Origin of the sequence: Spirillospora sp. NPDC127506, assembly GCF_040302145.1 — a bacterium.
GTDB lineage: Bacteria > Actinomycetota > Actinomycetes > Streptosporangiales > Streptosporangiaceae > Spirillospora.
Genome location: NZ_JBEORG010000014.1, coordinates 1 through 22,998, shown reverse-complemented (window position 1 = coordinate 22,998; position 22,998 = coordinate 1). Strand labels below are relative to the sequence as shown.

22 protein-coding genes are annotated in these 22,998 nt (G+C 72.8%); 9 read left to right on the top strand and 13 right to left on the bottom strand.

All coding sequences use genetic code 11. The annotated features are described in order from the left end of the window. Positions 1–15: 15 nt before the first annotated feature. Both ABTW95_RS15665 and ABTW95_RS15660 read right to left on the bottom strand, forming a co-directional pair. Entirely contained in the window at positions 16–705 is a 690-nt protein-coding gene (locus ABTW95_RS15665; RefSeq protein ID WP_396445920.1) for a hypothetical protein, read from the bottom strand. Beyond that, on the bottom strand, positions 702–1,376 hold the full coding sequence (locus tag ABTW95_RS15660; protein WP_500226623.1) for an ATP-binding cassette domain-containing protein: 675 nt from the start codon (positions 1,374–1,376) through the stop codon (positions 702–704). The genes ABTW95_RS15665 and ABTW95_RS15660 overlap by 4 nt, the downstream gene beginning before the upstream one ends. A 206-nt stretch (positions 1,377–1,582) precedes the next feature. Between ABTW95_RS15660 and ABTW95_RS15655 the strand changes: the two genes are divergently transcribed. Then, positions 1,583–2,014: an HIT family protein gene (locus ABTW95_RS15655; RefSeq protein WP_396445922.1), complete on the top strand. Its 432-nt coding sequence runs from the start codon at positions 1,583–1,585 to the stop codon at positions 2,012–2,014. Positions 2,015–2,091: 77 nt separating this feature from the next. Here the strand turns inward: ABTW95_RS15655 and ABTW95_RS15650 are convergent, their stop codons facing one another. Then, positions 2,092–2,352, bottom strand: a complete 261-nt coding sequence (locus ABTW95_RS15650) for a type II toxin -antitoxin system TacA 1-like antitoxin (protein ID WP_396445923.1) — start codon at positions 2,350–2,352, stop codon at positions 2,092–2,094. A gap of 95 nt (positions 2,353–2,447) precedes the next feature. After that, on the bottom strand, positions 2,448–2,909 hold the full coding sequence (locus tag ABTW95_RS15645; protein WP_396445924.1) for an Lrp/AsnC family transcriptional regulator: 462 nt from the start codon (positions 2,907–2,909) through the stop codon (positions 2,448–2,450). A gap of 166 nt (positions 2,910–3,075) precedes the next feature. Between ABTW95_RS15645 and ABTW95_RS15640 the strand changes: the two genes are divergently transcribed. Genes ABTW95_RS15640 through ABTW95_RS15615 form a run of 6 tightly spaced genes read left to right on the top strand, consistent with a single transcriptional unit; the run spans position 3,076 to position 10,060 of the window. Beyond that, positions 3,076–4,509 (top strand): gamma-aminobutyraldehyde dehydrogenase, encoded by a 1,434-nt coding sequence (locus ABTW95_RS15640; RefSeq protein ID WP_396445925.1) that lies wholly within the window; start codon positions 3,076–3,078, stop codon positions 4,507–4,509. A gap of 35 nt (positions 4,510–4,544) precedes the next feature. After that, on the top strand, positions 4,545–5,696 hold the full coding sequence (locus ABTW95_RS15635; protein WP_500226622.1) for an ABC transporter ATP-binding protein: 1,152 nt from the start codon (positions 4,545–4,547) through the stop codon (positions 5,694–5,696). Continuing rightward, on the top strand, positions 5,693–6,937 hold the full coding sequence (locus ABTW95_RS15630) for a polyamine ABC transporter substrate-binding protein (RefSeq protein ID WP_396445927.1): 1,245 nt from the start codon (positions 5,693–5,695) through the stop codon (positions 6,935–6,937). The genes ABTW95_RS15635 and ABTW95_RS15630 overlap by 4 nt, the downstream gene beginning before the upstream one ends. Next, positions 6,937–7,797: an ABC transporter permease gene (locus tag ABTW95_RS15625; RefSeq protein WP_500226621.1), complete on the top strand. Its 861-nt coding sequence runs from the start codon at positions 6,937–6,939 to the stop codon at positions 7,795–7,797. The genes ABTW95_RS15630 and ABTW95_RS15625 overlap by 1 nt, the downstream gene beginning before the upstream one ends. Further along, positions 7,794–8,621: an ABC transporter permease gene (locus tag ABTW95_RS15620; RefSeq protein ID WP_500226620.1), complete on the top strand. Its 828-nt coding sequence runs from the start codon at positions 7,794–7,796 to the stop codon at positions 8,619–8,621. The genes ABTW95_RS15625 and ABTW95_RS15620 overlap by 4 nt, the downstream gene beginning before the upstream one ends. 26 nt (positions 8,622–8,647) lie before the next feature. Beyond that, positions 8,648–10,060 (top strand): NAD(P)/FAD-dependent oxidoreductase, encoded by a 1,413-nt coding sequence (locus ABTW95_RS15615; protein ID WP_396445930.1) that lies wholly within the window; start codon positions 8,648–8,650, stop codon positions 10,058–10,060. 16 nt (positions 10,061–10,076) lie between these two features. On the opposite strand, the gene ABTW95_RS15610 is transcribed toward ABTW95_RS15615, so the two are convergent. Further along, the gene (locus ABTW95_RS15610) at positions 10,077–10,595 is read right to left on the bottom strand and encodes a PH domain-containing protein (RefSeq protein ID WP_396445932.1); all 519 of its coding nucleotides are present in this window, start codon (positions 10,593–10,595) and stop codon (positions 10,077–10,079) included. Positions 10,596–10,731: 136 nt separating this feature from the next. Here ABTW95_RS15610 and ABTW95_RS15605 point away from each other — a divergent pair, with 136 nt between their 5' ends. Beyond that, entirely contained in the window at positions 10,732–11,319 is a 588-nt protein-coding gene (locus tag ABTW95_RS15605) for a hypothetical protein (protein ID WP_396445933.1), read from the top strand. On the opposite strand, the gene ABTW95_RS15600 is transcribed toward ABTW95_RS15605, so the two are convergent. The 8 genes from ABTW95_RS15600 to ABTW95_RS15565 form a co-directional block, all read right to left on the bottom strand. After that, complete coding sequence (locus tag ABTW95_RS15600) at positions 11,283–12,470, bottom strand: hypothetical protein (protein WP_396445934.1); 1,188 nt, start codon at positions 12,468–12,470, stop codon at positions 11,283–11,285. The genes ABTW95_RS15605 and ABTW95_RS15600 overlap by 37 nt on opposite strands. 173 nt (positions 12,471–12,643) lie before the next feature. Further along, on the bottom strand, positions 12,644–13,486 hold the full coding sequence (locus ABTW95_RS15595) for a glutamate ABC transporter substrate-binding protein (protein ID WP_500226670.1): 843 nt from the start codon (positions 13,484–13,486) through the stop codon (positions 12,644–12,646). Next, a complete protein-coding gene (locus tag ABTW95_RS15590) occupies positions 13,483–15,006 on the bottom strand; it encodes a GlnX family signal transduction membrane protein (RefSeq protein WP_500226619.1) in 1,524 nt (507 codons plus the stop codon). The genes ABTW95_RS15595 and ABTW95_RS15590 overlap by 4 nt, the downstream gene beginning before the upstream one ends. Then, positions 15,003–15,854 carry an FHA domain-containing protein gene (locus ABTW95_RS15585; RefSeq protein ID WP_500226618.1) on the bottom strand — a complete coding sequence of 284 codons (852 nt, stop codon included), beginning with the start codon at positions 15,852–15,854 and terminating at the stop codon, positions 15,003–15,005. Before ABTW95_RS15585 ends, ABTW95_RS15590 begins: the two co-directional genes overlap by 4 nt. Positions 15,855–15,856: 2 nt before the next feature. Continuing rightward, positions 15,857–17,191 (bottom strand): vWA domain-containing protein, encoded by a 1,335-nt coding sequence (locus ABTW95_RS15580; protein ID WP_396445940.1) that lies wholly within the window; start codon positions 17,189–17,191, stop codon positions 15,857–15,859. Then, entirely contained in the window at positions 17,188–18,456 is a 1,269-nt protein-coding gene (locus tag ABTW95_RS15575; protein WP_500226617.1) for a protein phosphatase 2C domain-containing protein, read from the bottom strand. The genes ABTW95_RS15580 and ABTW95_RS15575 overlap by 4 nt, the downstream gene beginning before the upstream one ends. Beyond that, entirely contained in the window at positions 18,453–20,870 is a 2,418-nt protein-coding gene (locus ABTW95_RS15570) for a serine/threonine-protein kinase (protein WP_500226616.1), read from the bottom strand. Before ABTW95_RS15570 ends, ABTW95_RS15575 begins: the two co-directional genes overlap by 4 nt. Next, positions 20,867–22,084: a hypothetical protein gene (locus tag ABTW95_RS15565; protein WP_396445944.1), complete on the bottom strand. Its 1,218-nt coding sequence runs from the start codon at positions 22,082–22,084 to the stop codon at positions 20,867–20,869. Before ABTW95_RS15565 ends, ABTW95_RS15570 begins: the two co-directional genes overlap by 4 nt. Before the next feature lie 205 nt (positions 22,085–22,289). Here ABTW95_RS15565 and ABTW95_RS15560 point away from each other — a divergent pair, with 205 nt between their 5' ends. Further along, positions 22,290–22,769, top strand: coding sequence for a helix-turn-helix transcriptional regulator (locus tag ABTW95_RS15560; protein WP_500226615.1), 480 nt, complete (start codon positions 22,290–22,292; stop codon positions 22,767–22,769). The last annotated feature ends 229 nt before the right edge of the window (positions 22,770–22,998 follow it).

The window sequence follows — 22,998 nt, the reverse complement described above, 5'->3', positions numbered from 1 at the left end:
CGGTGGCTTGAGGGGCTAGGGGCGGTGGCGCGACGTCGCGACGTAGAGCGCGCCCACGATCAAGGACCACAGGACGAGGTGGAGAGCGATGGCGGGGAAGTCCGAGGTGAAGGCGCCGGGCCCGTCGTGGGCCGCGCGCAGCCACTCGATCATCGGCACGGAGAGCCGGGCGAGGGGGCCGATGCCGAGAAGGAGCAGCGCCAGAGCCCCGCCCAGAAGCACGAGCAGCGAAACACCGGGGTCGGGGATGACCGCCCGGCTCGTCCACGCGCCGAGCAGCGTCCCCGGGACGGCGACGAGGAGGTTCAGTGCGCAGCCGGTCAGGATCGCCGAGCCGGGCGAGCCCGCCTGCACGGCCTGCAGGAGAGGAACGGCCAGCACGACAACGCCCAGGCAGAGGTTCATCGCATACGCCGCGAGCAGCCCCGCCCAGACCGGCGTGAACGGGCCACGGACCGCGGTGGCGGTGAGCGCGCGCTGCTCATCGGGTTGCGTATCCAGCAGAGCGCGCGCCGCCCACGCCCACACGGGGAACATGAACGCCGCCACGTCCGCGAACGTCCTGACCGCGAGATCGGAGGCATCGGGCCCGCCCGGCCCCTGGATGAGGATCAGCGCCACGAACAGCACCACGACGATGAACGGCGGCAAGACGCGCAGCGAACGGACATACCCCGCCATCTGGAACCGGACGACAGCGATCATCGCTCGCGCCTCCGCACCCGGTAGCCGTCCGCCCGGAGCTTGCTCTCCAGACTTTCAGCCTCGTCCCCGGACACCTCAACCTCCAGGGTGACCCGCTCCTCAGTCGTGGGGGTGTCGGAGGTGAGGCGGGTGACGGAGGCGTCGGCCACCCTCAGGCGGTCGACGCCCGGGAGGGCCTCGATGCAGCGCTGATGGTCGCTGACGACCACGGTCGTGCCGGCCGCCGCCAGTTGGGAGATCAGTTCTGGCAGTGCGTCGCGGGTGGCGGCGTCCAGGCCCGCGAACGGCTCGTCCAGGATGAGGAGTTCCGGATCGGCCATGAGGGCCTGGGCGAGGCCGACCTTCTGAGCACTGCCCTTCGACAGTTCGGAGAGCCGGACGTCAAGGAGGTGATCGAAGCGGAGCCGCTCCGCCCACGTGGCGACCGGGTCTCCGGGCACCTGGCGGATCGCCGCCATGTGACCCAGATAGGTCCGGACGCTGAACGGCTGGTCCACGGGGAACCGCTCTGGCGCGTACCCGACCCTGGACGGACGGCCGTGGACGGCGCCGACGCGCGGTCGGCGCAGACCGGCGATGACGCGGAGGAGCGTGGACTTCCCCGCGCCGTTGTGCCCTGTCACCTCGGTGACGGTGCCCGCCGCCAGAGACAACGAGACGTCCCTGAACACCCAGGGATCCTTCCGCCGATAACGAAAGGCCACGTTCTCCAGCCGCATGATCACCAAACGGTAGGCCCAGCGCCGTAAGCCCGGCGTTAACCACCGCTGGCTCACGAGTCCGGCCACCCGAAGGTGCCCATGAACCCAGCCACTCGCGGCTGCCCTTACCAGCGCTTCGCACCGTCGAGCGCAGGGGGGTGCGGGAGGATGGAGGGATGGGTGAGTCGGCGGGCAAGGCGTGTGTGTTCTGCGAGATCGTCAAGGGGGAGCGGGCAGCGCATGTCGTGCTGGACACGGCGGACGTGATGGCCTTCCTCGATATGCGGCCCTTGTTCAAGGGGCACACGCTGCTCGTTCCGCGTGCGCATGTCGAGACGCTCATGGATCTGCCCGAGGAGTTCCTGGGGCCGTTCTTCGGGCATGCGCAGCGGCTCGCAGGTGCGATGGAGTCGGTGCTCGGCGCGGCGGGGTCGTTCGTGGCCATGAACAACCGGGTGAGCCAGAGCGTGCCGCACCTGCACGTCCATGTGGTCCCCCGGAATCGCAAGGACGGGCTCCGCGGGTTCTTCTGGCCGCGGCAGAAGTACGAGTCGGAGGCCGAGGCCGCCGGCTATGCCGCGCGCCTGGCGGAGGGCCTCAGCGGCTAGGGGCGGGTGGTGCGTCCGTGGCGCGGGACGGCCGGGAGGCGTTGCCCCGGCCGTCCTGCGCCAGAGCGGTCATGGAGTCAGGCCATGGCCGTGAGGAGGGCCACGAAGGGGGCGGACGGGTCCGGGGCGGCGGGGTCGGCGGGGGCGGTGGCCTCAAGGGCGGCGGCGTGTTCGTAGAGGTCTCGTTCGGCGCGGTCCAGGGCTGCGGACAGGACGTAGTCGGTGATGGTCCAGCCGACCAGTTCGGCCGCCTTGCGGATGACGAGGAATTGGTCGGCGGAAGCGGGGAAGGCGATGTGCTCGGTGGCGGGAAGGTCCTGGCGGACCGACTCGGGCATGGCCGGTCTCCCTCCTTGCGGCATCTAAAAGTACGCCGGGAGGTGTTGCCAGGGCATCCCCACTGAGAACGAGAATCGTCGGGTGTGCGGAGGAGTCAGCGCGTCCCCCAGGAGTAGGTCTGTTTGCGCAGTTTGAGGTAGACGAAGCTTTCCGTGGAGACGACGCCCGGGACGGCGCGGATACGGCCGAGAAGTTCCAGGAGGCGCTCGTCGTCCTCGCACACGAGCTCGACCAGGATGTCGAACGACCCGGCGGTGATGACGACGTAGTCGATCTCGGGGAGGTCGGCCAGCTCGTCGGCGATCTTCTCCAGGTCGCCCTCGCACTTGACGCCGATCATCATCTGCCGGGAGAAGCCGAGCATGAGGGGGTCGGTGACGCCGACGATCTGCATCACGCCGGCGTCGAGGAGCTTCTGCACGCGCTGCCGGACGGCGGCCTCGGACAGTCCCACGGCCTTGCCGATCGCGGCGTAGGAGCGGCGCCCGTCCTGTTGGAGCTGCTCGATGATGTGCTTCGCGGTCTCGTCGAGCTGGACGCGGGCTGCGCGTTCCATCGATCGTCTCCTAGGTGCGGCATCGGGGGTGTGAGGCGTCTGGGTCAAGTGAATCAGTCGTGAAACTGGATCGTAACAACGGAATCACTTGTATTGGGCGGGATCCTCTGTAAGGGTCTGGGCCTACAGGACACAACGGGCGACGGTGCCCAGGAGGGACCTGAGGATGAGCGGCGAGCGGCTGCGCAACTTTATCGGTGGCGAGTACGTGGACGCCAAGGACGGGCGGACGCTGGAGGTGGTCGACCCCAGCACCGGCGAGACGTACGCGGAGGCGCCCGTGTCCGGCGCCGAGGACGTCGACGCCGCGTTCCGCGCGGCGGCGGACGCGTTCCCGGCCTGGCGCGACGCCACCCCGGCGGAGCGGAGCCTCGCGATGCTGCGGTTCGCGGACGCGGTCGAGGCGCGGGCCGAGGAGCTCGTGCGGGCCGAGGTCCGCGACACAGGAAAGCCGGTCCAGCTGACCCTGGACGAGGAGATGCCGCCCATGGTGGACAATCTCCGCTTCTTCGCGGGGGCGTCCAGGGTGCTGGAGGGCAAGGCGACCGGCGAGTACATGGCGGACCACACGTCCTCGATCCGGCGGGAGCCGATCGGGGTGTGCGCGCAGGTGACGCCGTGGAACTACCCGATGATGATGGCGGTCTGGAAGTTCGGGCCGGCGCTGTCGGCGGGGAACACCGTCGTCCTGAAGCCGTCGGAGACCACGCCGGCGAGCACGCTGCTGCTGGCGGAGATCGCGGCGGAGTTCCTGCCGCCGGGCGTGTTCAACGTGATCTGCGGCGACCGCGACACCGGCCGCGCGCTGGTCGAGCACCCGACGCCGCAGATGGTGTCGATCACCGGGAGCGTCCGGGCCGGCATGGAGGTCGCGGCCTCCGCGGCGAAGGACCTGAAGCGCGTCCACCTGGAGCTCGGCGGCAAGGCCCCGGTCGTGGTGTTCGACGACGCGGACGTCGAGGCGGCGGCGACCGGCATCGCCGAGGCCGGCTACTTCAACGCCGGGCAGGACTGCACCGCCGCCACCCGCGTCCTCGTCGCCGAACGGCTGCAGGGCGAGTTCACCGAGGCGCTCGTCGAGGCCGCCAAGGGCACCGCGGTCGGCCCGCCGAGCGACACCGACGCCTACTACGGGCCGGTCAACAACGAGAACCAGCTCGCGCGCGTCCAGGGGTTCCTCGACCGGGCGCCCAGCCACGCGAAGGTCCTGACCGGCGGCGAGCGGGTCGGCGACCGCGGCTACTTCTTCGCGCCCACCGTCGTCAGCGGGCTGAAGCAGGACGACGAGATGGTGCAGAACGAGGTGTTCGGCCCGGTCATCACCGTGCAGAGCTTCTCGGACGAGCAGCAGGCCATCGCGTGGGCGAACGGCGTCAAGTACGGCCTCGCCGCGAGCGTCTGGACGCAGAACCACGGCCGCGCCATGCGCATGAGCAAGGCCCTCGACTTCGGCGCCGTGTGGGTCAACACCCACATCCCGTTCGTGTCGGAGATGCCGCACGGCGGCTTCAAGCACTCCGGCTACGGCAAGGACATGTCGATGTACGGCATCGAGGACTACACCCGCGTCAAGCACGTCATGCACTACATCGGCGGCTGACCACCGCAGGACGAGCCCGTGAAGGAAGACCGGCCATGACCGAGACCCAGCAGGCCCCGGCGCGCGACGACCCGGGTCGCGTAGTCCCCGCCATCGAGCTCACGGGAGTGGAGAAGGACTACCACGCCCATGGCGAGACCGTGGCCGCGGTCCGCGGCATCGATCTGGAGATCGCGCAGGGCGAGTTCTTCTCGCTGCTCGGTCCGTCCGGCTGCGGCAAGACGACGACCATGCGCATGATCGCCGGCTTCGAGGAGCCGACGGCGGGCACGGTCCGACTCCTCGGGCAGGACGTCACCGGCGTGCCCCCGAACCGGCGCGACGTGAACATGGTGTTCCAGTCGTACGCGCTGTTCCCGCACATGAGCGTCTTCGAGAACGTCGCGTTCGGCCTGCGCCGGCGCGGCGTTCCGAAGGCCGAGATCGCCGAGCGGGTCGGGGGCATGCTGGGCATCGTCGACCTGGCGGGACGGGAGAGGCGCCGTCCCGCCGAGCTGTCCGGCGGCCAGCAGCAGCGGGTCGCGCTGGCCCGCGCGCTGGTGAACCGGCCGCGCGCCCTGCTGCTGGACGAGCCGCTCGGCGCGCTCGACCTGAAGCTCCGGCAGGCGATGCAGGTCGAGCTGAAGCGCATCCAGCGCGAGGTCGGCATCACGTTCGTGTACGTGACGCACGACCAGAGCGAGGCGCTGACGATGTCGGACCGCATCGCGGTCATGAACGACGGGCGGATCGAGCAGCTCGGCACGCCGCGGGAGATCTACGAGCATCCCGCGTCCCGGTTCGTGGCCGGGTTCATCGGGACGTCCAACCTGCTGGGCGGCGAGATCGCCGAGGTCGGCCGGGGCACCGCGGTGATCTCCTACGGGCCGGACGGGCGGATCGAGGTCCCGATCCGCGACGGGCTGAAGGTCGCTGCTGGGGAGCGGCTGGAGCTGACCGTCCGCCCGGAGAAGATCGGCATCGGCCTGGACAAGCCGGCGGACGAGCTGTGCGGCGTCCGCGGCACCGTGACCGAGGTCGTGTACCTCGGGACGGCGACGAACTACAACATCACCACTTCCGCCGGGGCCGACGTCGTCGTGTTCCTGCAGAACGCCACGTCCGCCGACGACATCGCCACCCGCGGCGACACCGTCTGGCTGTCGTGGGAACCGCGTCACTCTTACGCCATAGGAGCCCCCCAGTGAGCAACATCGACCCCGCTTTCCTGCGCGGACTCACGCGGCCGCGCATGGCGCGTTCCACCTTCGCCCGCCGGGACGTCCTCCGGATGATGGGCGCGGCCGGCGCCGGGCTCGCGCTGTCCGCCTGCGGCGTGCAGGGCCAGGGCGGCAAGGAGAAGGTCAGCCAGACCGACGTGCAGAAGTACTGGGCGGGCAAGGTCAAGAACGGCAGGCTCAACTGGGCGAACTGGCCCGGCTACATGCAGGACGACCGGGAGACCATCAAGGCGTTCGAGAAGGAGACGGGCATCAAGGTGACCTACAAGGAGGTCATCCAGGAGATGGGCCCGTGGTTCGGCAAGATCCAGGCGCCGCTGTCGGCGGGCCAGTCCATCGGGTTCGACCTGATGATCATGACGAACGGCATCCAGCTGGAGCAGTGCCGCCAGCTCGGCTACCTGGCCCCGCTCGACCTCTCGAAACTGCCGAACTTCCAGAAGAACGCGGGGGAGTCGTTCAAGAACCCGTCCTACGACCCCGGCAACGCGCACACGATCCCCTACGAGTCGGGCGTCACCGGCATCGCCTACAACACCAAGTACGTGGACGAGGAGATCACCAGCATCGCCCAGCTCTTCGACGCGAAGTACAAGGGCAAGGTCGGCATGATGGGCGACTCCCAGGAGCTCGGCAACTTCGGGATGTTCCTGCTCGGCATCGACCCGGAGAAGTCGACGAAGGCCGACTGGGAGAAGGCCGCCGCCAAGCTCCGCGAGCAGCGCGACAAGGGCATCGTCCGCAAGTACTACAGCCAGGACTACGTGGACGCCGTCAGCAAGGGCGACGTGTGGCTGACGATGGCCTGGTCGGGTGACGTCTACAGCCTCACCAGCCCGGACGTGAAGTTCGTGGTGCCCAAGGAGGGCGGCACGATCTGGACCGACAACATGTGCATCCCGAAGACCGCCGAGAACCCGGTGGACGCGCTGACCCTGATGGACTGGCTGTACGTCCCGGAGAACAACGTCCCGCTGACCGAGTTCATCAACTACATGCCGCCGATCCCGTCCACGCAGGAGATCCTCAAGCAGAAGGCGGCGCAGGCCACCGGCGACGAGAAGAAGGACCTGACGCGGCTGGCCACCAGCCCGCTCATCTTCCCGTCCGAGGCCGACCTGGCCCGGCTGCGGCACTACCGGCGGCTCACCCAGGCCGAGGAGCAGGAGTACCAGAAGATCTTCGAGCCCATCGCCAAGGGGTCGTGATGGCGCGAGGACGGGGGCGGCTCACGCCGTACCTCATGATCCTGCCGAGCGGGCTGTGGATGGCGGCGTTCTTCCTCATCCCCATGGTCCTGATGGTGTCCCTGTCGCTGCAGACGGGGAACCTCATCGACGGGTTCCGGCAGACGTTCCACTGGCAGAACTACCTCGACGGGATCGACACCTACGGCGACAAGTTCATCCGGTCGCTGTGGTACGGGTTCCTGTCGACGGTCCTGTGCATCGCGATCGCCTACCCGGCCGCGTACTGGATCGCGTTCCGCGGCGGGCGGCACAAGTCGACGTACCTGTTCCTGATCCTGCTTCCGTACTTCGTCTCGTTCATCCTGCGGACGGTGGCGTGGAAGCTGGTGCTGACCGACAACGGCCCGATCCTCGGGCCGCTGCGCGGCACGATCCTCCCGAACGACTTCCACATCCTCGATACCGGCGTGGCGGTCGTGTCCGGGCTCACCTACAACTTCCTGCCGTTCATGGTGCTGCCGATCTACGTCGCGCTGGAGCGGATCGACCCCCGGGTGGTCGAGGCGGCCTACGACCTGTACGCGAGCCGGGTGCAGGCGTTCACGCGGGTGATCCTGCCGCTGTCGCTGCCCGGCGTCTTCGCCGGCGTGATCATGACGTTCGTGCCGGTGTCGTCGGACTACGTCAACGCCGAGGTCCTCGGCGGCCCGCAGAACACCATGATCGGCAACGTGATCCAGACCGAGTACTTCAACAACAGCGCCTACCCGATGGCGTCGGCGCTGTCGTTCTCGCTGATGGCGATCCTGCTCGTCGGGATCTTCGCCTACGCGCGCACCCTCGGCACGCAGGACGTTCTGGAGGCGGCGGGACGATGACGACGCTCACCACCGAGACCCCGGCGAAGCGGGGCCCCGCCCGGCCGCGCCGCCGGATCTCCGGCCTGCACGTCTACACGCTCGTGCTGATCGCCTGGCTGATCCTGCCCATCGCGATCATGATCCTGTTCGGGTTCAACGACACCCGCAGCAAGCAGAACTTCGAATGGCAGGGCTTCACGCTCAAGTGGTACAGGCACCTGTTCGACAAGAGCGACCTGACCACCGCGGTCGTGAACTCGCTGACGATCGCGCTGCTCAGCACGCTGATCACCACGGTCCTCGGGACGTTCGCGGGCCTCGCGCTCGGCCGCTACCGGTTCCGCGGCAAGGGCTCGACGAACCTGGTGCTGTTCATGGCGATCTCCTGCCCGGAGATCGTGATGGGCGCGTCGCTGCTGTCGATGTTCGTCACGTTCAACCTGCCGCGCGGCTACCTGACGATCCTCGTCGCGCACGTGATGTTCTCCATCGCGTTCGTCGCGGTGACCGTCCGGGCCCGCGTCGTCGGCCTGGACCCGGCGGTGGAGGAGGCCGCGCAGGACCTCGGGGCCGGGCCGTGGACGCGGTTCCGCCTGGTCACGCTGCCGATGATCATGCCCGGTGTGCTGGCCGGGGCGCTGCTGGCGTTCGTGCTGTCCATCGACGACTTCATCATCACCAACTTCACCAGCGGCGCCACCGTGACGTTCCCGCTGTGGATCTACGGTTCCACCCGGACGGGTACGCCTCCGCAGGTGAACGTGATGGGCACGCTCATCTTCGCGGTCGGCATCCTGATCGCCGTCATCTCGGCGCGGCGCAGCATCCGCGCCTCCCGCTGACCGCGCCTGGAGAACGGGGGGACGAGATGGACATCGCGAAGGCGCTCGCGGACGCGGAGCCGGCGCCGTTCTGGCTCCGGGACGAGGGCCGCCCGGCCGCGACGCCCCCGCTGGACGGCGCGCGGACGTGCGACCTCGCCGTCGTCGGCGGCGGCTACAGCGGCCTGTGGACGGCCCTGCTCGCCAAGGAGCGCGACCCGTCCCTGGACGTGGTCGTGCTGGAGGCCGGCCGGATCGGCGCGGCCGCGTCCGGGCGCAACGGCGGGTTCTGCTCCGCCAGCCTCACGCACGGGCTGGAGAACGGCGCGGGGCGCTGGCCGGACGACATGCCCGTGCTCGAACGCCTGGGCCGCGACAACCTGCGGGCCATCGGCGACACCCTCGTGAAGTACGGGATCGACGCCGAGTGGGAGCTCACCGGAGAGATGGACGTCGCCACCGAGGAATGGCAGGTCCCGGCGCTGGAGGAGGCGGCGGAGACGGCGGCCGGGCTCGGGTGGGAGCCCGTCCTGCTCGACCGGGACGCCGTCCGCGCCGAAGTCCGCTCGCCGACCTACCTCGCCGGCCTGTGGAACCGCGAGTCCACTGCGATGGTGCACCCGGCGAAGCTCGCCTGGGGCCTCGCGGACGCATGCCGCTCCCTCGGCGTCGGCGTCTACGAGAAGACCCCCGTCACGGGCCTGCGCGCCGAGGGCGGCGGCCTCCGCCTCACCGCCCTCAACGGGGCGGCGGTCACCGCGCGCAGGGTCGCGCTCGGCACCGGCGCGTTCCCGCCGCTCGTGAAGCGGCTGCGCAGCTTCGTCGTCCCCGTCTACGACTACGCGCTGATGACGGAGCCGCTCGACGCGGCCCGGCGCGAGGCCATCGGCTGGCGGAACCGCCAGGGCATCGGCGACACCGCCAACCAGTTCCACTACTACCGGCTCACCGCCGACGACCGGATCCTGTGGGGCGGCTACGACGCCGTCTACCACTACGGCAACGGGATACGGCGCGAGCTGGAGAACCGCCCCGCCACGTTCGAGATCCTCGCCCGGCACTTCTTCGAGACGTTCCCCCAGCTCGAAGACGTCCGCTTCACCAACGCCTGGGGCGGCGTCATCGACACCTGCAGCCGCTTCTGCGCCTTCTTCGGGACCGCCTACGGCGGCAGGCTCGCCTACGCGGCCGGCTACACCGGCCTCGGCGTCGGAGCCACCCGCTTCGGCGCGGACGTCATGCTCGACCTCCTGCACGTGGGCCTCGCGCCCGGCGAGGAGACCGAACGCACGCGGCTGAAGATGGTGCGGACCAAGCCCGTCCCGTTCCCGCCGGAGCCGCTCCGCTACGGCGTCATCGAGCTGACCCGCCGCGGGATGGCCCGCGCGGACCGCAACGCGGGGCGCCGCGGCCTCTGGCTGCGCACCCTCGACCGCCTCGGCCTCGGCTTCGACTCGTGAGGGGCCGGACGCCCGGTCAGTCGGGGGATGCCTCGGTGGAGCCGAAGATGACCGAGGAGACCTCCAGGTAGAGCTGCTCCGGGTACGGCATGTACGGGATGCTCTGCAGCCACTGCTTCTGCCCGGCGGACTCGGTGCGGAACTCGCCGTAGCCGAGCATCCGCCCCGCCATGGACCGGTTCAGCGTGATGTCGGTGACCTTGGACAGCGGCATCATCACGACGTTCCGGTTGAGCACGCCGCTGACGATCATCACCCGGTGCTCGGTGACCAGGAAGAACTCCACGGACCAGGCGACGACCTTCCAGACCAGGTAGCCGATCGCGATCAGCCACAGCCACCAGACCCAGGCGACGCCGGTCACCGCGCTGACCGCGGCGCACGCGATCAGCCCGGCCACGACGACCGCGACGGGCAGCAGCAGGACGGCGGGGTGCTTGCGCACCGCGATGACATGCCCCTCGTGGGCCATCAGGTACTTGTCGACGGTGCGCGACGAGTTGTCGCGGCGCACCATCATGTCCTGCAGATTCACGGCGGCGTCCTCGTCATGATCCGGTCGCTACAACGGTAGCCGACCCGCCGCCCGCCGCGCAGAGGCCGCGCGGTAAGGGCTCTGGCTCCCGGAAGGATCTTGTGGACGGGAGCCGCCGCGCCGGATGATGGAACCCATGGAGTTCGCGCCGGACGTGACGGGACGTCCCATCTGGCGGCTGCTGCTGCGCGGCCTCGGCGTGTACCTGCCGGGCTGGGAGATGCCGTCGGGCGCGCTGCGCGTCCGGCCGGGCGCGGCGGCCGGCGGCTTCGGACCGCCCGCCTACCTGGACGGCGACGCCGGGTTCGGCGTGCAGATCCCCGACCGCAGGCGCGGCCTGGAGCCGGACCGGGAGATCTACGTCCGCGGCCGGGAGAACCCGAGCTTCGGCATCGTCGTCGCGGGCCCCGCGGCGGCGATCGGCAGCCGGGTCGTGGACGCGGCCGCGCTGATGCGGTTCGCGCGCCGGCTGACGTTCGAGGAGCTGTTCGACACCGGCGACGCCGACTCCGTCCCGTACGCGGTGCGCGGCGCGCGGGCGGTGGAGAACGCGGTGTTCCTCGACCGCGCGGCCGGGATCGGGCTGTGCGCCGAGGTCGACCCGCTCACCCGCACCGCCGCCTGCCCGCTCTACGTGCGCATCGGCGGCCCGGCGGAGCGCACCGTGCGCGTCTACGGCCTCCCCGCCTACACGCCCGCCCAGGCGGTGAGGTCCCACAGCTGATGGGACGGCAGCCGCCGCAGCCGGACGGTCGCGGCTGCCGGGTCCCAGAACACCTCGTCGCTCTCCAGTTCCAGCGACTGCGCGGCCGTCAGCACCGCGCACAGCAGCTCGTCCCGCGTCCGGACGGCCATGAGCGGCCCGATCTGCGCGACGGCGCCGGAGCATTCCGAGAGCGTCCGGAGCAGGGACTTGAGGGCCGCCTCGTCCTCCGGCGGCCGCACCGGCTCGACCCCCGGCGGGACGCCCGGCTCCACCCGCGCGAGCCCGCGCTTGGACTCGTGGACGCCGTTGTACGGCAGGTCGGCGCCCGTCGAGATGAGCAGCGCGCTGAACACCCCGGCGAGGTCCTCCGACGCGTGCCCGCCGAGGAAGTAGCGGCGCCGCTCGGGGGAGCCGGGCGCGGAGCCGTCCGGCCCCTCCGCGGTGCGGAACCGGACGTTCAGCCGGCTCGCCCGCACGCACCGCTCGTACATGTCGCAGAGGATGTCCTCCATCTGGCCGTCGCGGGTCCAGAGCCGCCCGGTGGCGGTGACGGCGTCGCCGTGGGCGCGGGGGCGGCCGGTGAGCGCGGCGGTGACGGTGTCGTCCAGCTCGCCCTCGGTGAACTGGAGCAGCTCGGCGACGACGTCCTCGACGTCCTCCAGGGTGCGGGTGAGGGTGCGCTGCAGCTCCAGCATCTCCGCGCCGCCGCGCTCCAGGTCGGCGAGCCGCTCCAGGGCCGCGTCGACCTTCCCGGAGGCGGACTCGCCGTGCGCCCGGGTGACGGCCCGCACCGACGTCTCGACCTCGCCGAGCTTGCGGCGCAGCGCGGCCAGGGTGATCCGCTGCTGCTCCAGCTCGCGCAGCCGGCCGGCCTGCGTGCGCAGGTAGTCGTCGGCCTGGTGGACGAGGCCCGCCAGCTCCTCGACCTGCCCGGTGTTCTGCCGGAGCCGGTTGTCGAGCGCGGGCAGCACGTCCTGCTTCACCCGCGACAGCTCGGCGGTGAGCTGCTCGCCGACCGTGACCAGCACGTTGTTCTGCTTGGTGACCTGGTCGTTCAGCTCGTCGATCCGGCGGGTGAACGCGTTGGCCTGGTCGCGGCTCTGCTTGCCCGCGTAGAGTTCGAGCGCCCCCACCACGACGCACATCACCACCAGGATGACCGTCGTCATGGCACCCCTCATCCCTGACGGTTATTGCCGGACCGGGTTTTGATCGCGACCATAACTTACGATCACGCGCGCCGACCGGAACTTACGCAACCGACTGATCTCCGTACCATCCGGTCTCAAGTGGCGCGTTCGCGTCATTGCGTGACCGGCTCCCCGCTGTGCGTGGCGGCCGTTCAGACGCAGCCCTCGAACTGGGGGACGGTGGTGGTGAGCTTCAGCCCGGTGTCGCCGAACCACTTCCCGAGCAGTTTCGGCACGGTACCGTCCTGGTACATGCCGGTGATCGCCTTGTTCACCGCCTCGCAGCCGTCCACGTCGCCCTTCCGGATGCCGACGCCGTACGGCTCGTCGGTGAAGGGCGCGTTCACGACGCGGAGCCTGTGGCCGCTTCCGGACGCCTTGGCGGCGAGGCCCGCGAGGATCAGGTCGTCGGTGGAGACCGCGTCCAGCCTGCGTTCGACCAGATCGGTGAGGCAGGCGGAGTAGCCGTCCTCCTCGACCGGCAGCGCCGCGATGCCCTGCTCGTCGTGGATGCGCGGGAACGACACCGAGCCGCGCACCTTGCAGAGCCGCCGGCCGGCCAGGTCGTGGATGCTCAGGATCTTCCGGGCGTCCGCCGCGCGGACGAGGATGTCCTGGTGGGCGACGTAGTAGGGGCCCGCGAACGAGACCTTCACCTTGCGCTCCGGGGTGACGGAGTAGCTCGCCACCACGAGGTCGACGTCGCCGTTCTGGAGCATCTCCTCGCGCGTCGCGGACCGCACCCGCTTGAACGCCACGTCCGGGCCGGTGACGCCGAGCCGCCTCGCGATCTCCCTGGCGATGTCGATGTCGAAGCCCGCGTAGCCGCCGCCCCCGCGTTCGCCGACGCCCGGCTGGTCGCCGTTGACGCCGATGACGAGCCGGTCCTTGCCGGCCACGGAGCCGGCGTCGGCGCCGGCGATGCCGCACGCCGCGCCCGCGCCGAGGACGGCCACCGCGGCGGCGACGGCCGCCCGCACGCGCCGCGCCCTCACTTCGACCACCGGTACTCGGCGAGGCGCGGACGCACCCCGGCGAGCACGAGCAGGGCGATCACGGCGCCCGCGGCGGGCAGGACGGCGTACCAGCCGCTCGTCCCGCCGCCGCCGTCCGCAACGGCCTCGTCGAACGCCTTCTGGTGGATCTGCGCCAGCCGCTGCAGGAACCGGTCGTACCGGGTGAAGTCCGCGGCGGCGGCGCCGCGCGCGGCGACGGCCCGGTCCCGCTGCCCGGCCTTCACGAGGTCCCTCATCCGGCGGTCGTTCGCCTGGACCTTCTGGTAGGCGCTCAGCGCCTGGTCCATGCCGTCCTTCAAACGCGCCCTCTGCTCGGGCGACTCCGCCGGCCGGTTCGCCTCCGTGCCGAGGAACCCGAGGAACGGCGCCCGTCCGGGCTCGAACGACAGGCCCTTCTGCACGGCGTCGTTGTACTGGGTCAAGTTGCCCGCCTTCAGGTACAGGACGGTCTGGGACTTGCTCAGATACACCTGCTCGTAGGCGTCGGCCCGGCCGGGATCGAGCAGGAAGCGGGTCTCGTCGGCGTTCGCGCTGTTGCTGATGGCGCGCGTGCGGGAGAGCGCCAGGATCGAGTCGAAGCCCTCCTCCTTGGCCTTCCGCAGATGGTCCGCCTGCCCGGACAGCATGAGCGCGCCCGCCCCGGCAAGGGCGAGCGTGCCGAGGGTCGCCAGCGCGAGCGGCACGTTCAGCAGGCGGCGGAAGCGTCTGGCGAGGTACAGCTGGAGACCGGCCAGGGTCGCGAGCAGCGCCAGCCCGGCGGCGAGCAGCCAGGTGCGGCCCGCCAGGACCGCCGACCGCTTGTCCTCGTAGGTGTGCCGGACGAGGGTCCCGTTGTCGAGGGTCAGGTTGTACGCCTTGGGCAGCAGGTCGAGCTTCATCAGGTCGGTCGCCCGCCGGTAGAGGTCGATGACCTTCTGCGACGGCGGCCCGGACGCGTGCGGCTCCTGCCGGTCGAGCAGCAGCGCCTGCCCGGCGAGCCGCTCGTAGCGGGCGAGCGCGTCCAGCAGGTCCCGGGCGGTGTTGGTCTCCGTCGTCTCGTCGGCGAGCTTCGCGGCCTTCAGCAGCGCGTCCCCGGCCCTGCGCCGGTCGTCGTCGTAGCGCGCGAGCGCCCGCTCGCGCCCGCCGCCCGGCGCGTTCCCGATCAGCAGCGCGTCGGCGAGCTGCGCGTCCATGTCGCTGAGCTGGAAGTAGAGGTCGCCGGTCGCGACGACCTGCGGGCCCGCGTCGTGGCCGATGACCCGCACGCCCTCGCGGGCGTCCGCGATCGCCGCCCAGCCGATGCCGAGCACGGCCAGGAGCAGGACGAGCGACAGCGCGGTCAGCGTCCGGACGCGGGCCGCGACCGTGCGGGGCAGCAGCCGCGCGGCGCCGGCGGGCGGGCCGCCGTCCGCCCGCCGGAGCCGTCCGGCGGAACGCCGCCGGGCCGGCGGCGCGGACGGCGCCGGCGGCGCGGAGGCCGGGGACCGCCCCGCCGGGGGAACTTGCCGAACGGCCGTCATGTCGCCTCGCCTCGGGTGAGCGTGATGGTGGTCCAGGCGCCCACGTGGATGCGGTCGCCGTCGGAGACGGGAACCTCCACGTTGTAGGGAATGGGGTCGAGGGACCCGTTCATGCAGGTCCGGTTGGTGGAGCCGGGGTCGACCAGCGTCCAGGTGCCGTCCGGCTTCGCCAGCAGCACCGCGTGGACGTGGGAGACGCCGGGGTCCTCGGGCGGCTCGCGCAGGTCGATCTCGGGCGGGGACGGCTGCGCCGAGCCGCGCCGCCCGATCCTGACCTGCCGGCCGGTGAGCGGGATCCGCCGCTCCGGCGCGTACGGCGGGAAGGACAGCGCCGCCGAGTCCGGCCCCTCCTCGGCCATGATCGAGTCGAAGTACTCGCGGTCGGCCGTCACCACGGCTGTCCACACCGCCCCGGGAACGGGCGGGGACGGCACCGGAGGCGCCGGGACTGGCGGCTGCGGGACGGGCGGGGACGGCACCGGCGGGTCGGGCTGCGGCGCGGGCCGGGGGTCGGACGGCCCCCGGAGCGGCGGATCGGGCGGCGCCGGCCGCCCGGCCTGTGCGGGCTGCCCGGCCTGTGCGGGCTGCCCGGCCTGTGCGGGCTGCGCGGCTTGTGCGGGTGCGGTCCGCGGCGTGGGCAGGCCGCCGCCGGTCGCGAAGTCGTAGCCGCACGCCTCGCAGAAGCGGTCGGTGCCGGGCGTGCCGCAGTCCGGGCACGGCGTCCCGGCGGCGGGCGCCGGCGCCGCGGCCGCGCCGCCCCCTTCGGCCGGCGGGCCGCCGATGCGCTCGCCGCAGACGTCGCAGTAGTCCGCCGACTGCGAGGTGTGTCCGCTCGGGCAGCTCGCCATGCTCAGCCCTCGCCTCGCCGGGTGGTCACGGTCTCGTCCTTGCGGGTCCGGACCGTCTTGCTGGACCGGGTGTCGAGCTCCATCTCGGCGACCTTGTCGACGTTGCGCTTCAGCCGGACGGTGCCCGTCGCCGGGTCGACGACGTCCACCACCTTGCGCAGCATCGCCGTGATCGCGTCGTTGCCCGCCTCGTCGGCGAGCACCACGGCCCGGCCGAGCAGCGCCGTCGCGGTGTCGACGTCGCCGTCCCGGTTGGCCTGCAGCCCCTTCTGGATGGCGTCGGCCAGCTCCGCCTGCCCGGTGTAGTCCGCGACCCTCGGGTTGATCTTGGTGGACAGCGCCTCGTCGTCGGTCCACTGGGCGAGCACGTTGCCGGTCGCGAGGACCTTCGCCTCCTCGCCGGGCGCGCCCGGCACGACCAGCTTCACCCATGCGGCGCGCAGCTCCCTGCCGCCCACCTGGCCGGGCTCCACCTCCACGCAGATGTGGTAGTCGCGGCTCTCGGCGCCCCACGCGCCGAGCGGGTAGTCGCCCGCCTGCGGCTCCGACCCGACGCGCTTGCCGGTGAGGTCCTCCACCGTGGGCATCACCTGCTTGACGAACCGCAGCTTCGCGGTCCGCGGCGTCCAGACCCGCAGCGCGACGTCGGCGACGGACTTGCCCATCGCCGCCTCCGTCATCGCCTGGAAGTCGGCGACCAGCCCGGCCGGGTCGGCGACGATGTCGACGCCGCCGAGCAGCGCGGACGCGACCTTGCGCAGCTCGGCGACCTCCCAGTCGGTGCCGACGCCGCGGCAGTCGCACACGAACCGGCCGCCGCAGGCCGCCAGCGCGGCGTCCAGCTCCTCCGGCGTCTCATGCTGGTTCTTGCCGTCGGTCAGCAGGATCGCGTGCCGGATCCCGCCCTGCACCGTGTCGAACAACCGGCCTGCCAGCCGCAGCCACGACCCGATCGCGGTGCCGCCGGACGCCGTCAGCCGGCTCAGCGCGAGCTTGGCCTCCGCGCGGGTCTCCGGCGTCGCCGGGACCAGCCCCGGATGCCGCGGGAAGATCATCGAGGCGGTGTTGGAGCCGGAGACGACCGCGAACTCCACGCCGTCGCGCAGCGTGTCCACCGCGACCTGCGCCGCCGCGACCGCCGCGCGCAGCTTGGTCTCCGGGTAGGACATCGAGCCCGAGGTGTCGATGATGACGACCTCCGACGCCCTCGCCGCTGAGGCGGCGGGCGGCCCGTCCGCGGCGGACGCCTCGACGGACACGATGGCGTGCACCTCGCGGCCGCCCTCGGGCAGGTACCGGTTCTGGTCGATCTTGATGCTGAACTGCGGCTCGCTCATCGGGGCTCCGTGCTCTGCGGGGTCTCGCGGCTCTCGGCGTGGCGGTGGGAGGCGGGGGAGGGGAGCGGGATCACGGCGACGGTGATGTTGTCGCGGCCGCCGGCGTCGAGGGCGTGCCGGACGAGCGTCCGCGCCGCGCCGAGCGGGTCGGCCGCCGGGTCGGGCGCGCCGTCCGCGCCGCCGGGCCCGCCCAGCAGCGCGGCCAGGTCGCCCGCCGCGGGGAAGTAGTTCCACAGGCCGTCGCTGCAGACCAGGAGGGTGCCGGGGCCGGCCGGGCGGAACGTCGCGACGTGCGGGCGCACCTCACCGGCGTCCACGCCCAGCCACGCGGTGATGACGTGCGCGTTCGGGTGCGCCTCCGCCTCCGCCTCGCTCAGCGAGCCCTCGGCGACCATGAACGCCGCCCACGAGTCGTCCTCGGTGAGCCGGCGGGACGGGCCCAGCTCGGCCATGTCGCCGGTGCTGACCTCGGCGGCGTCCAGGGCCGTCCCGCCGGGGTCGCCGTCCGCGGCGGGCTCCGCGGCGCCGCCGGCGGACAGCCAGTAGGCGCGGCTGTCGCCGACCCAGCCGACGGTGACGGTCGCGCCGCGGGTCACCGCCGACACGTACGTGCAGGACGGCGCGTCCGCCGGGGAGGTGGCCAGCGCGGCGACGGCCTCCGCCGCGCGCAGCGCCGCCTGCCGGGTGGCGTCCTCGGGGTCGTCGCCGGCGTCCAGCCGCGCCACCAGCTCGGCGGCGCCGGTGTCGGCGGCCGTGCGGGAGGCGTCCTCGGGCCGCTGCGACGACCCGACGCCGTCGGACACGACGGCCGCGACCCCGGCGGCGTGCGCGGCGAGGGCGAGCGCGTCCTCGTTGCGGCTGTAGCGGCGGCCGCGGTCGCTGGCGCCGGCCGCCGGCGCCGGACCGCCGCCGTCGCCGGGCGCCGGCAGCGCGAGCTCGACGTGGTCGTGCTCCGCGGGCTGGCGCAGCCCGCAGTGCTCGCAGTAGCCGTCGGCGTCGACCGCCGTCCCGCCGCAGCCGGCGCACGGCCGCGCGGCGGACGGCTCCTGCGCCGCCGTCCCGCCCGGCGGGGGCTGCGCGGCGGGGGCCTCGCCGAGCCGGTGCCCGCACTTCTCGCAGAAGAGCTCTTCCGCGTAGACGATCTCGCCGCACTCGGGGCACGACAGCTCCGCCGCCTTGGCGTGGTCGGCGGAGGCGGAGCCGGCGGGAGCGGCGGGAGCGCGGCCGGCCGCGGCGGGCCCGGCTCCGGTCTGGTCATCGGTCACAGCAGCGTCCTCGGGCGTACGGCGTTGGCGGAGTCGACGAGCCGGCGGCACTCGTCCCGGTCGCGGGTGCGGCGCGCGAGCTCCCGGTACGTCGCCTCCAGCAGGCGGCGCAGCGCGGTCTCGGTGAACGGGGCGCCGAGCAGCGACCCGCCCGCCGGGCGGCCCGCCGAGCCGCCCCCGGCGAGCAGCCGGCCGAGCGCGGCCTCCAGCACCTCGGCGGCGAGCCGGTCGCGGCGCTCGGCGTCCAGGTCCAGCGCGGCGAGCCGGTCCCCGGCGGCGACCAGCTCGGCCGCCGACAGCTCCGCGGGCGGCCGCCCGCGCACCGCCGTCGCCACCGCCGCGACCTGCGCGGGCACGTACCGGATGGAGATCCTCGGCACCGAGTCGAGCGCGGCCACCGCGGCGGCGCGGTCGCCCGCCGCGAGGCGCACCCGGGCCAGGCCGAACGCCGCGGTCAGGTAGCTCTGATCGGTGCGCCACACGGTCTCGTACAGGCGGGCCGCGTCGCCCGGAGCGGTCCGCTCCCTGCAGCACGCGAGGGCCAGCTTCGGCGCCGCCTCGCCGGGCAGCAGCCCGTACAGCCGGTCGAACAGCGGCTCCGCCTCGGTGATCCGGCCGCGCGCGAGCAGCCCCGCCGCGCGGTACCAGTCGACCCGCCAGTCGCCGGGCCGCTCGGCGGCCAGCTCGGCGAGCAGCGCGCCGGCCTCGTCCACCGCGCCCAGCTCGGTCTTCACGCGGGCGAGCGCCAGCCGGACCTCGGGGGTGCGCGCCGGCGCGTTCGCCGCCGCCTCCGCGACCTGCGCGGGCTCCAGCGCGGACAGCCCGGACACGAACGCGGCGGCGGGGTCGGTCCCGTCCACCAGCGGAACCGGCAGCGCGGCCGCGGCCGCGTCCGGCGGGACGGGCGGCAGCGCCGGCTCCTCCGCGTCCCCGCCCGCCATCCGGGCGGTGAACCGCTCCGGCCCGAACAGCCCGGACGGGGCGGGCCGCGGGGCGCCGTCCTCGGCGGCGAGGACCTCCCGGAGCACGCCGGTGAGCTGCTCCGCCATCTCCGCCGCGTCCTGGAACCGCTCGTCCGGCTCGGGGTGCGTCGCGCGCAGCAGGAACCGGTGGAACGACTCGAACCGCTGGAACACCGGGACGTCCTCGCGCGGCGGCAGCGAGTGGGCGTACCGGCGGGTGTAGCCGCGGAACGGGAAGCTCAGCACGGCCAGCGTGCGGCCGACCGTGTACAGGTCGGAGGAGACCGACGGCCCGTCGTCGGCGATCTCGGGCGCCTGGTAGCCGACCGTGCCCCAGACGGCGCCGTCCGGGTCGTCCAGCCGCCGGACGCCGCCGAGGTCGATCAGCCGCAGCTGCTCCTCGGACTGGATCACGTTGTCCGGCTTGAAGTCGCAGTAGACCAGGCCCTGCGCGTGCAGGTACTCGAACGCCCGCAGCGACTCCAGCCCGTACGCGATCGCCTGCGCGAGCGGCAGGTGCTTCTCGCCGGGCGGCTGCGGCTGGCGCAGCAGGATGTCCTTGACCGACTCGCCGCCGACGTACTCCATCACGATGTAGCCGTCGCCGCCGTGCTGGACGAAGTTGTAGATCTTGACGATGTTGGGGTGCTCCACCTCGGCGAGGTAGGCGCGCTCGGCGGCCGCCGCGGCCATCGCGTCGGCGTCGCCGCTGTCCAGCAGGCCCTTCAGCACCACCCAGCGGTCGCTGACGTTGCGGTCCTTGGCGAGGTAGATCCAGCCGAGCCCGCCGTGCGCGAGGCAGCCGAGCACGTCGTACTGCCCGCCGACCAGGTCGCCGGGGCTGAGCTTCGGGGTGAAGGAGAACCGGGTGCCGCACTTCGGGCAGAAGCCCTCCGTCCGGCCGGGCCGGTCGCCGCGGCCCCGGCCGACGGGCTCGCCGCAGCTGCTGCAGTACCGCTTGTTCTCCGCGACCTGCGGGTCGCTCATCACCGCGCTCGACGGGTCCCGGTACGGGACGCGCGGCACCTCGACCAGCCCCGCGCCGAGCATCCCGCGGCGGCCGGACGAGCGCGACGACCCGGTGCGCGTGCTGCCGGTGCGCGTGCTGCCGGTGCGGGTGCTCGCGGTCGGGACGCGGGACGTCCGCGCGGGCGGCGAGCCGCACACATCGCAGTAGCCGTCCATGACCGTCCCGGTGCAGCCGGCCTGCCCGCACGCGTCGGCGGGCCGCTCGGCGGGCGGGCGCGGCGCGGGCACGGCGGGCGCGGCGCTCTCCGGCGGGCTGCCGCAGACGTCGCAGTAGCCGTCCGAGATCGTCCCGCCGCAGCCGGGCCGCGCGCACCCGGCCGCCGCGGACGGAGCCGGGGTTCCGGGGGAGGCCGCCACGCCGCATAGGACGCAGTAGCCGCCGTCGACGGTTCCGCCGCAGCCGGGCTCGGTGCACTGGCTCATCGTTGCGCTCCCTTCGCCCGCGCCATGATGGCCCGCTGGTATCCGGACAGCGACACGGTCGCGCTCCGCAGGTCGCACGGCGAGGTCCACAGCAGCTCGCGGGCCTGCTCGTAGATCCGGGCCAGTTCGGCGTCCTCGGCGTGGCCGAGCCGCGCGGCCTTCACCCGGTAGGCCTCCAGCCGGCCGCGCAGCTCCTCGCGGCGGTCCAGCAGCCCGCGGATCACCCCCGCGGCCTCGCGGGCCCGCTCCAGCGCCGCGGCCGCCGCCCGCTCCAGGCCCGCGACCCGCTCGGCCAGGTCGTGCCAGCCGCCGCGCCCGGGCGCGGCCACCGCGGCCAGCCGGTCGGCGAGGCCCGCCGCCATGTCGGGCAGGTCGGGCAGCACCGGGGAGGCGATCTTGGCGAGCACCTCGTCGCGGACCGCGCGCGCCTCGGCCTCCGCCTCGCGCAGCGACTCCAGGACGGCGGAGATCCCGCGGATCCGGTCGGCGAACCCGTCGCGCAGCCGCTCCGCCTCCTCCAGCCGGCGGCGCACCCCCGCCAGGCCGGTCAGGACCGCGTCGAGCCGCGCGGTGTCGGCCCGGCCGTCCCGGGCCAGCGCCAGCGGGTCGGCGCGCACGACGGCCGCGACCGACTCCAGCTCCTCGCACAGCCGGTCGAACTCGGGGTCGGCCCCGCCCAGGGATTCGAGCAGCCCGGCGGCCGTCCGCCGCTCCGCCTCGACCTCCGCGAGCCGGGACAGCAGCGTCGACCAGACCGCGTCGAGCGCCGCGACCGACCGGGCGACCTCCTCGTACAGCGGCGTCATCCGGTCGACCGCCGCCCGCAGCGTCAGCCGCTCCCCGGACGGGACGGCCAGCAGCGTCCGCCGCTCCAGCGGCACCTCCCGGACCGGCAGCTCCACCGACGGCCCGGCCAGCAGCCGGCTCAGCTCCGCGAGCTGCGCCTGCCCCGGCCTCGGATGCCGGGCCCGCAGCTCCCCGGCGGCGTCGACCACGCGCCCGTACAGGTCGAACAGCGTCCACAGCGACGCCATGCGGGACCGCACGCCGGACTGCACGCGCCGAGTCTCGCCGGTCAACGTCGCCCCCTCCAGCAGCTGGTACCCCTGGTGGGACTCCAGTTCGAGCAGCGCGGCGGCGATGCGCTCCTTCTCGTCCCGGAGCCGTGCCAGCGTCCGGTCGACCTCCTCGCGGCTCATCGGGGGGCCGGTCACGCGCGCGTCACTCAACGCCGGTCCGCGGTCGACCCATGTTCGCCCCCGATTCCCCCGAATAGAGCACTTTTGGAGCCTCAGTTTTCCCCATGCGAGGCCGCCTTCTCAACCGCGCGGCGATCTCCGTCCCGCCCTGCGTCACACGACGCGATCCGGCCGTCCCCCGACCCTGCAAAATGTCAGTGTTCGAACGTATGATCGAACCATGGCGAACGTTGCGACGCACCCCCAGACCGCGCCGGCCCCCCTCACCGCCGCCGAGATCGCCGCCCTCGCGCTGTCCCTCGCGCACCTCGGCACCGGCCCGCAGGCCACGACCGCGCGCCGCGCCCTCCACACCCTCCTCGACACCGCCCCCCACGACGACGTCGTCACCACCACCCTCGCCACCCTCACCACGCCCCTCGACGCCTCCACCTCCGACCGCGCCCGCGTGATCGCCGCCGCCATCACCGACCACCGCGTCGTCCGGCTCTGCTACGGCGACGCCGGAGCCAACGTCACGATCCGCGAAGTCGAACCCGTCACCTGCCTCGTCCACCGCGACCACTGGTACCTCGTCGGCTGGTGCCGCATGCGCCGCGGCGTCCGCGCCTTCCGCTTCGACCGCATCCTCGCCGTCGAATCCACCGGCCTCCGCGCCCGCCCCCGCCGCGCAGACCGCTACCTGCCCTGGCAGGGTTAGCCCAGGGGGGCGACCCCCTGGAACCCAGTGAGACTAGGGATGTAGACGCTGCCGGTGGGGCTGGCTCTTTGGAACCGCGACCTTGTTGTTGAGTGTCTTTGACGGGATCTGTCGGCCTGCCGGTGGTGTCTGCGGGGTGCGCCCCGGGCCGGTGTTCGTGACTTGATAGAAGCCTGACCAGCGGTCTCGTCACTGGTCTGTCCGTCCACCGGCCCGGTGCGTGCCACTC

Bases quoted from the DNA above. Each gene is read 5' to 3' on its own strand.
- ABTW95_RS15665 (WP_396445920.1), bottom strand. From the start codon at position 705: ATGATCGCTGTCGTCCGGTTCCAGATGGCGGGGTATGTCCGTTCGCTG.
- ABTW95_RS15655 (WP_396445922.1), top strand. From the start codon at position 1,583: ATGGGTGAGTCGGCGGGCAAGGCGTGTGTGTTCTGCGAGATCGTCAAG.
- ABTW95_RS15650 (WP_396445923.1), bottom strand. From the start codon at position 2,352: ATGCCCGAGTCGGTCCGCCAGGACCTTCCCGCCACCGAGCACATCGCC.
- ABTW95_RS15645 (WP_396445924.1), bottom strand. From the start codon at position 2,909: ATGGAACGCGCAGCCCGCGTCCAGCTCGACGAGACCGCGAAGCACATC.
- ABTW95_RS15640 (WP_396445925.1), top strand. From the start codon at position 3,076: ATGAGCGGCGAGCGGCTGCGCAACTTTATCGGTGGCGAGTACGTGGAC.
- ABTW95_RS15635 (WP_500226622.1), top strand. From the start codon at position 4,545: ATGACCGAGACCCAGCAGGCCCCGGCGCGCGACGACCCGGGTCGCGTA.
- ABTW95_RS15625 (WP_500226621.1), top strand. From the start codon at position 6,937: ATGGCGCGAGGACGGGGGCGGCTCACGCCGTACCTCATGATCCTGCCG.
- ABTW95_RS15620 (WP_500226620.1), top strand. From the start codon at position 7,794: ATGACGACGCTCACCACCGAGACCCCGGCGAAGCGGGGCCCCGCCCGG.
- ABTW95_RS15615 (WP_396445930.1), top strand. From the start codon at position 8,648: ATGGACATCGCGAAGGCGCTCGCGGACGCGGAGCCGGCGCCGTTCTGG.
- ABTW95_RS15605 (WP_396445933.1), top strand. From the start codon at position 10,732: ATGGAGTTCGCGCCGGACGTGACGGGACGTCCCATCTGGCGGCTGCTG.
- ABTW95_RS15600 (WP_396445934.1), bottom strand. From the start codon at position 12,470: ATGACGACGGTCATCCTGGTGGTGATGTGCGTCGTGGTGGGGGCGCTC.
- ABTW95_RS15590 (WP_500226619.1), bottom strand. From the start codon at position 15,006: ATGACGGCCGTTCGGCAAGTTCCCCCGGCGGGGCGGTCCCCGGCCTCC.
- ABTW95_RS15585 (WP_500226618.1), bottom strand. From the start codon at position 15,854: ATGGCGAGCTGCCCGAGCGGACACACCTCGCAGTCGGCGGACTACTGC.
- ABTW95_RS15580 (WP_396445940.1), bottom strand. From the start codon at position 17,191: ATGAGCGAGCCGCAGTTCAGCATCAAGATCGACCAGAACCGGTACCTG.
- ABTW95_RS15570 (WP_500226616.1), bottom strand. From the start codon at position 20,870: ATGAGCCAGTGCACCGAGCCCGGCTGCGGCGGAACCGTCGACGGCGGC.
- ABTW95_RS15560 (WP_500226615.1), top strand. From the start codon at position 22,290: ATGGCGAACGTTGCGACGCACCCCCAGACCGCGCCGGCCCCCCTCACC.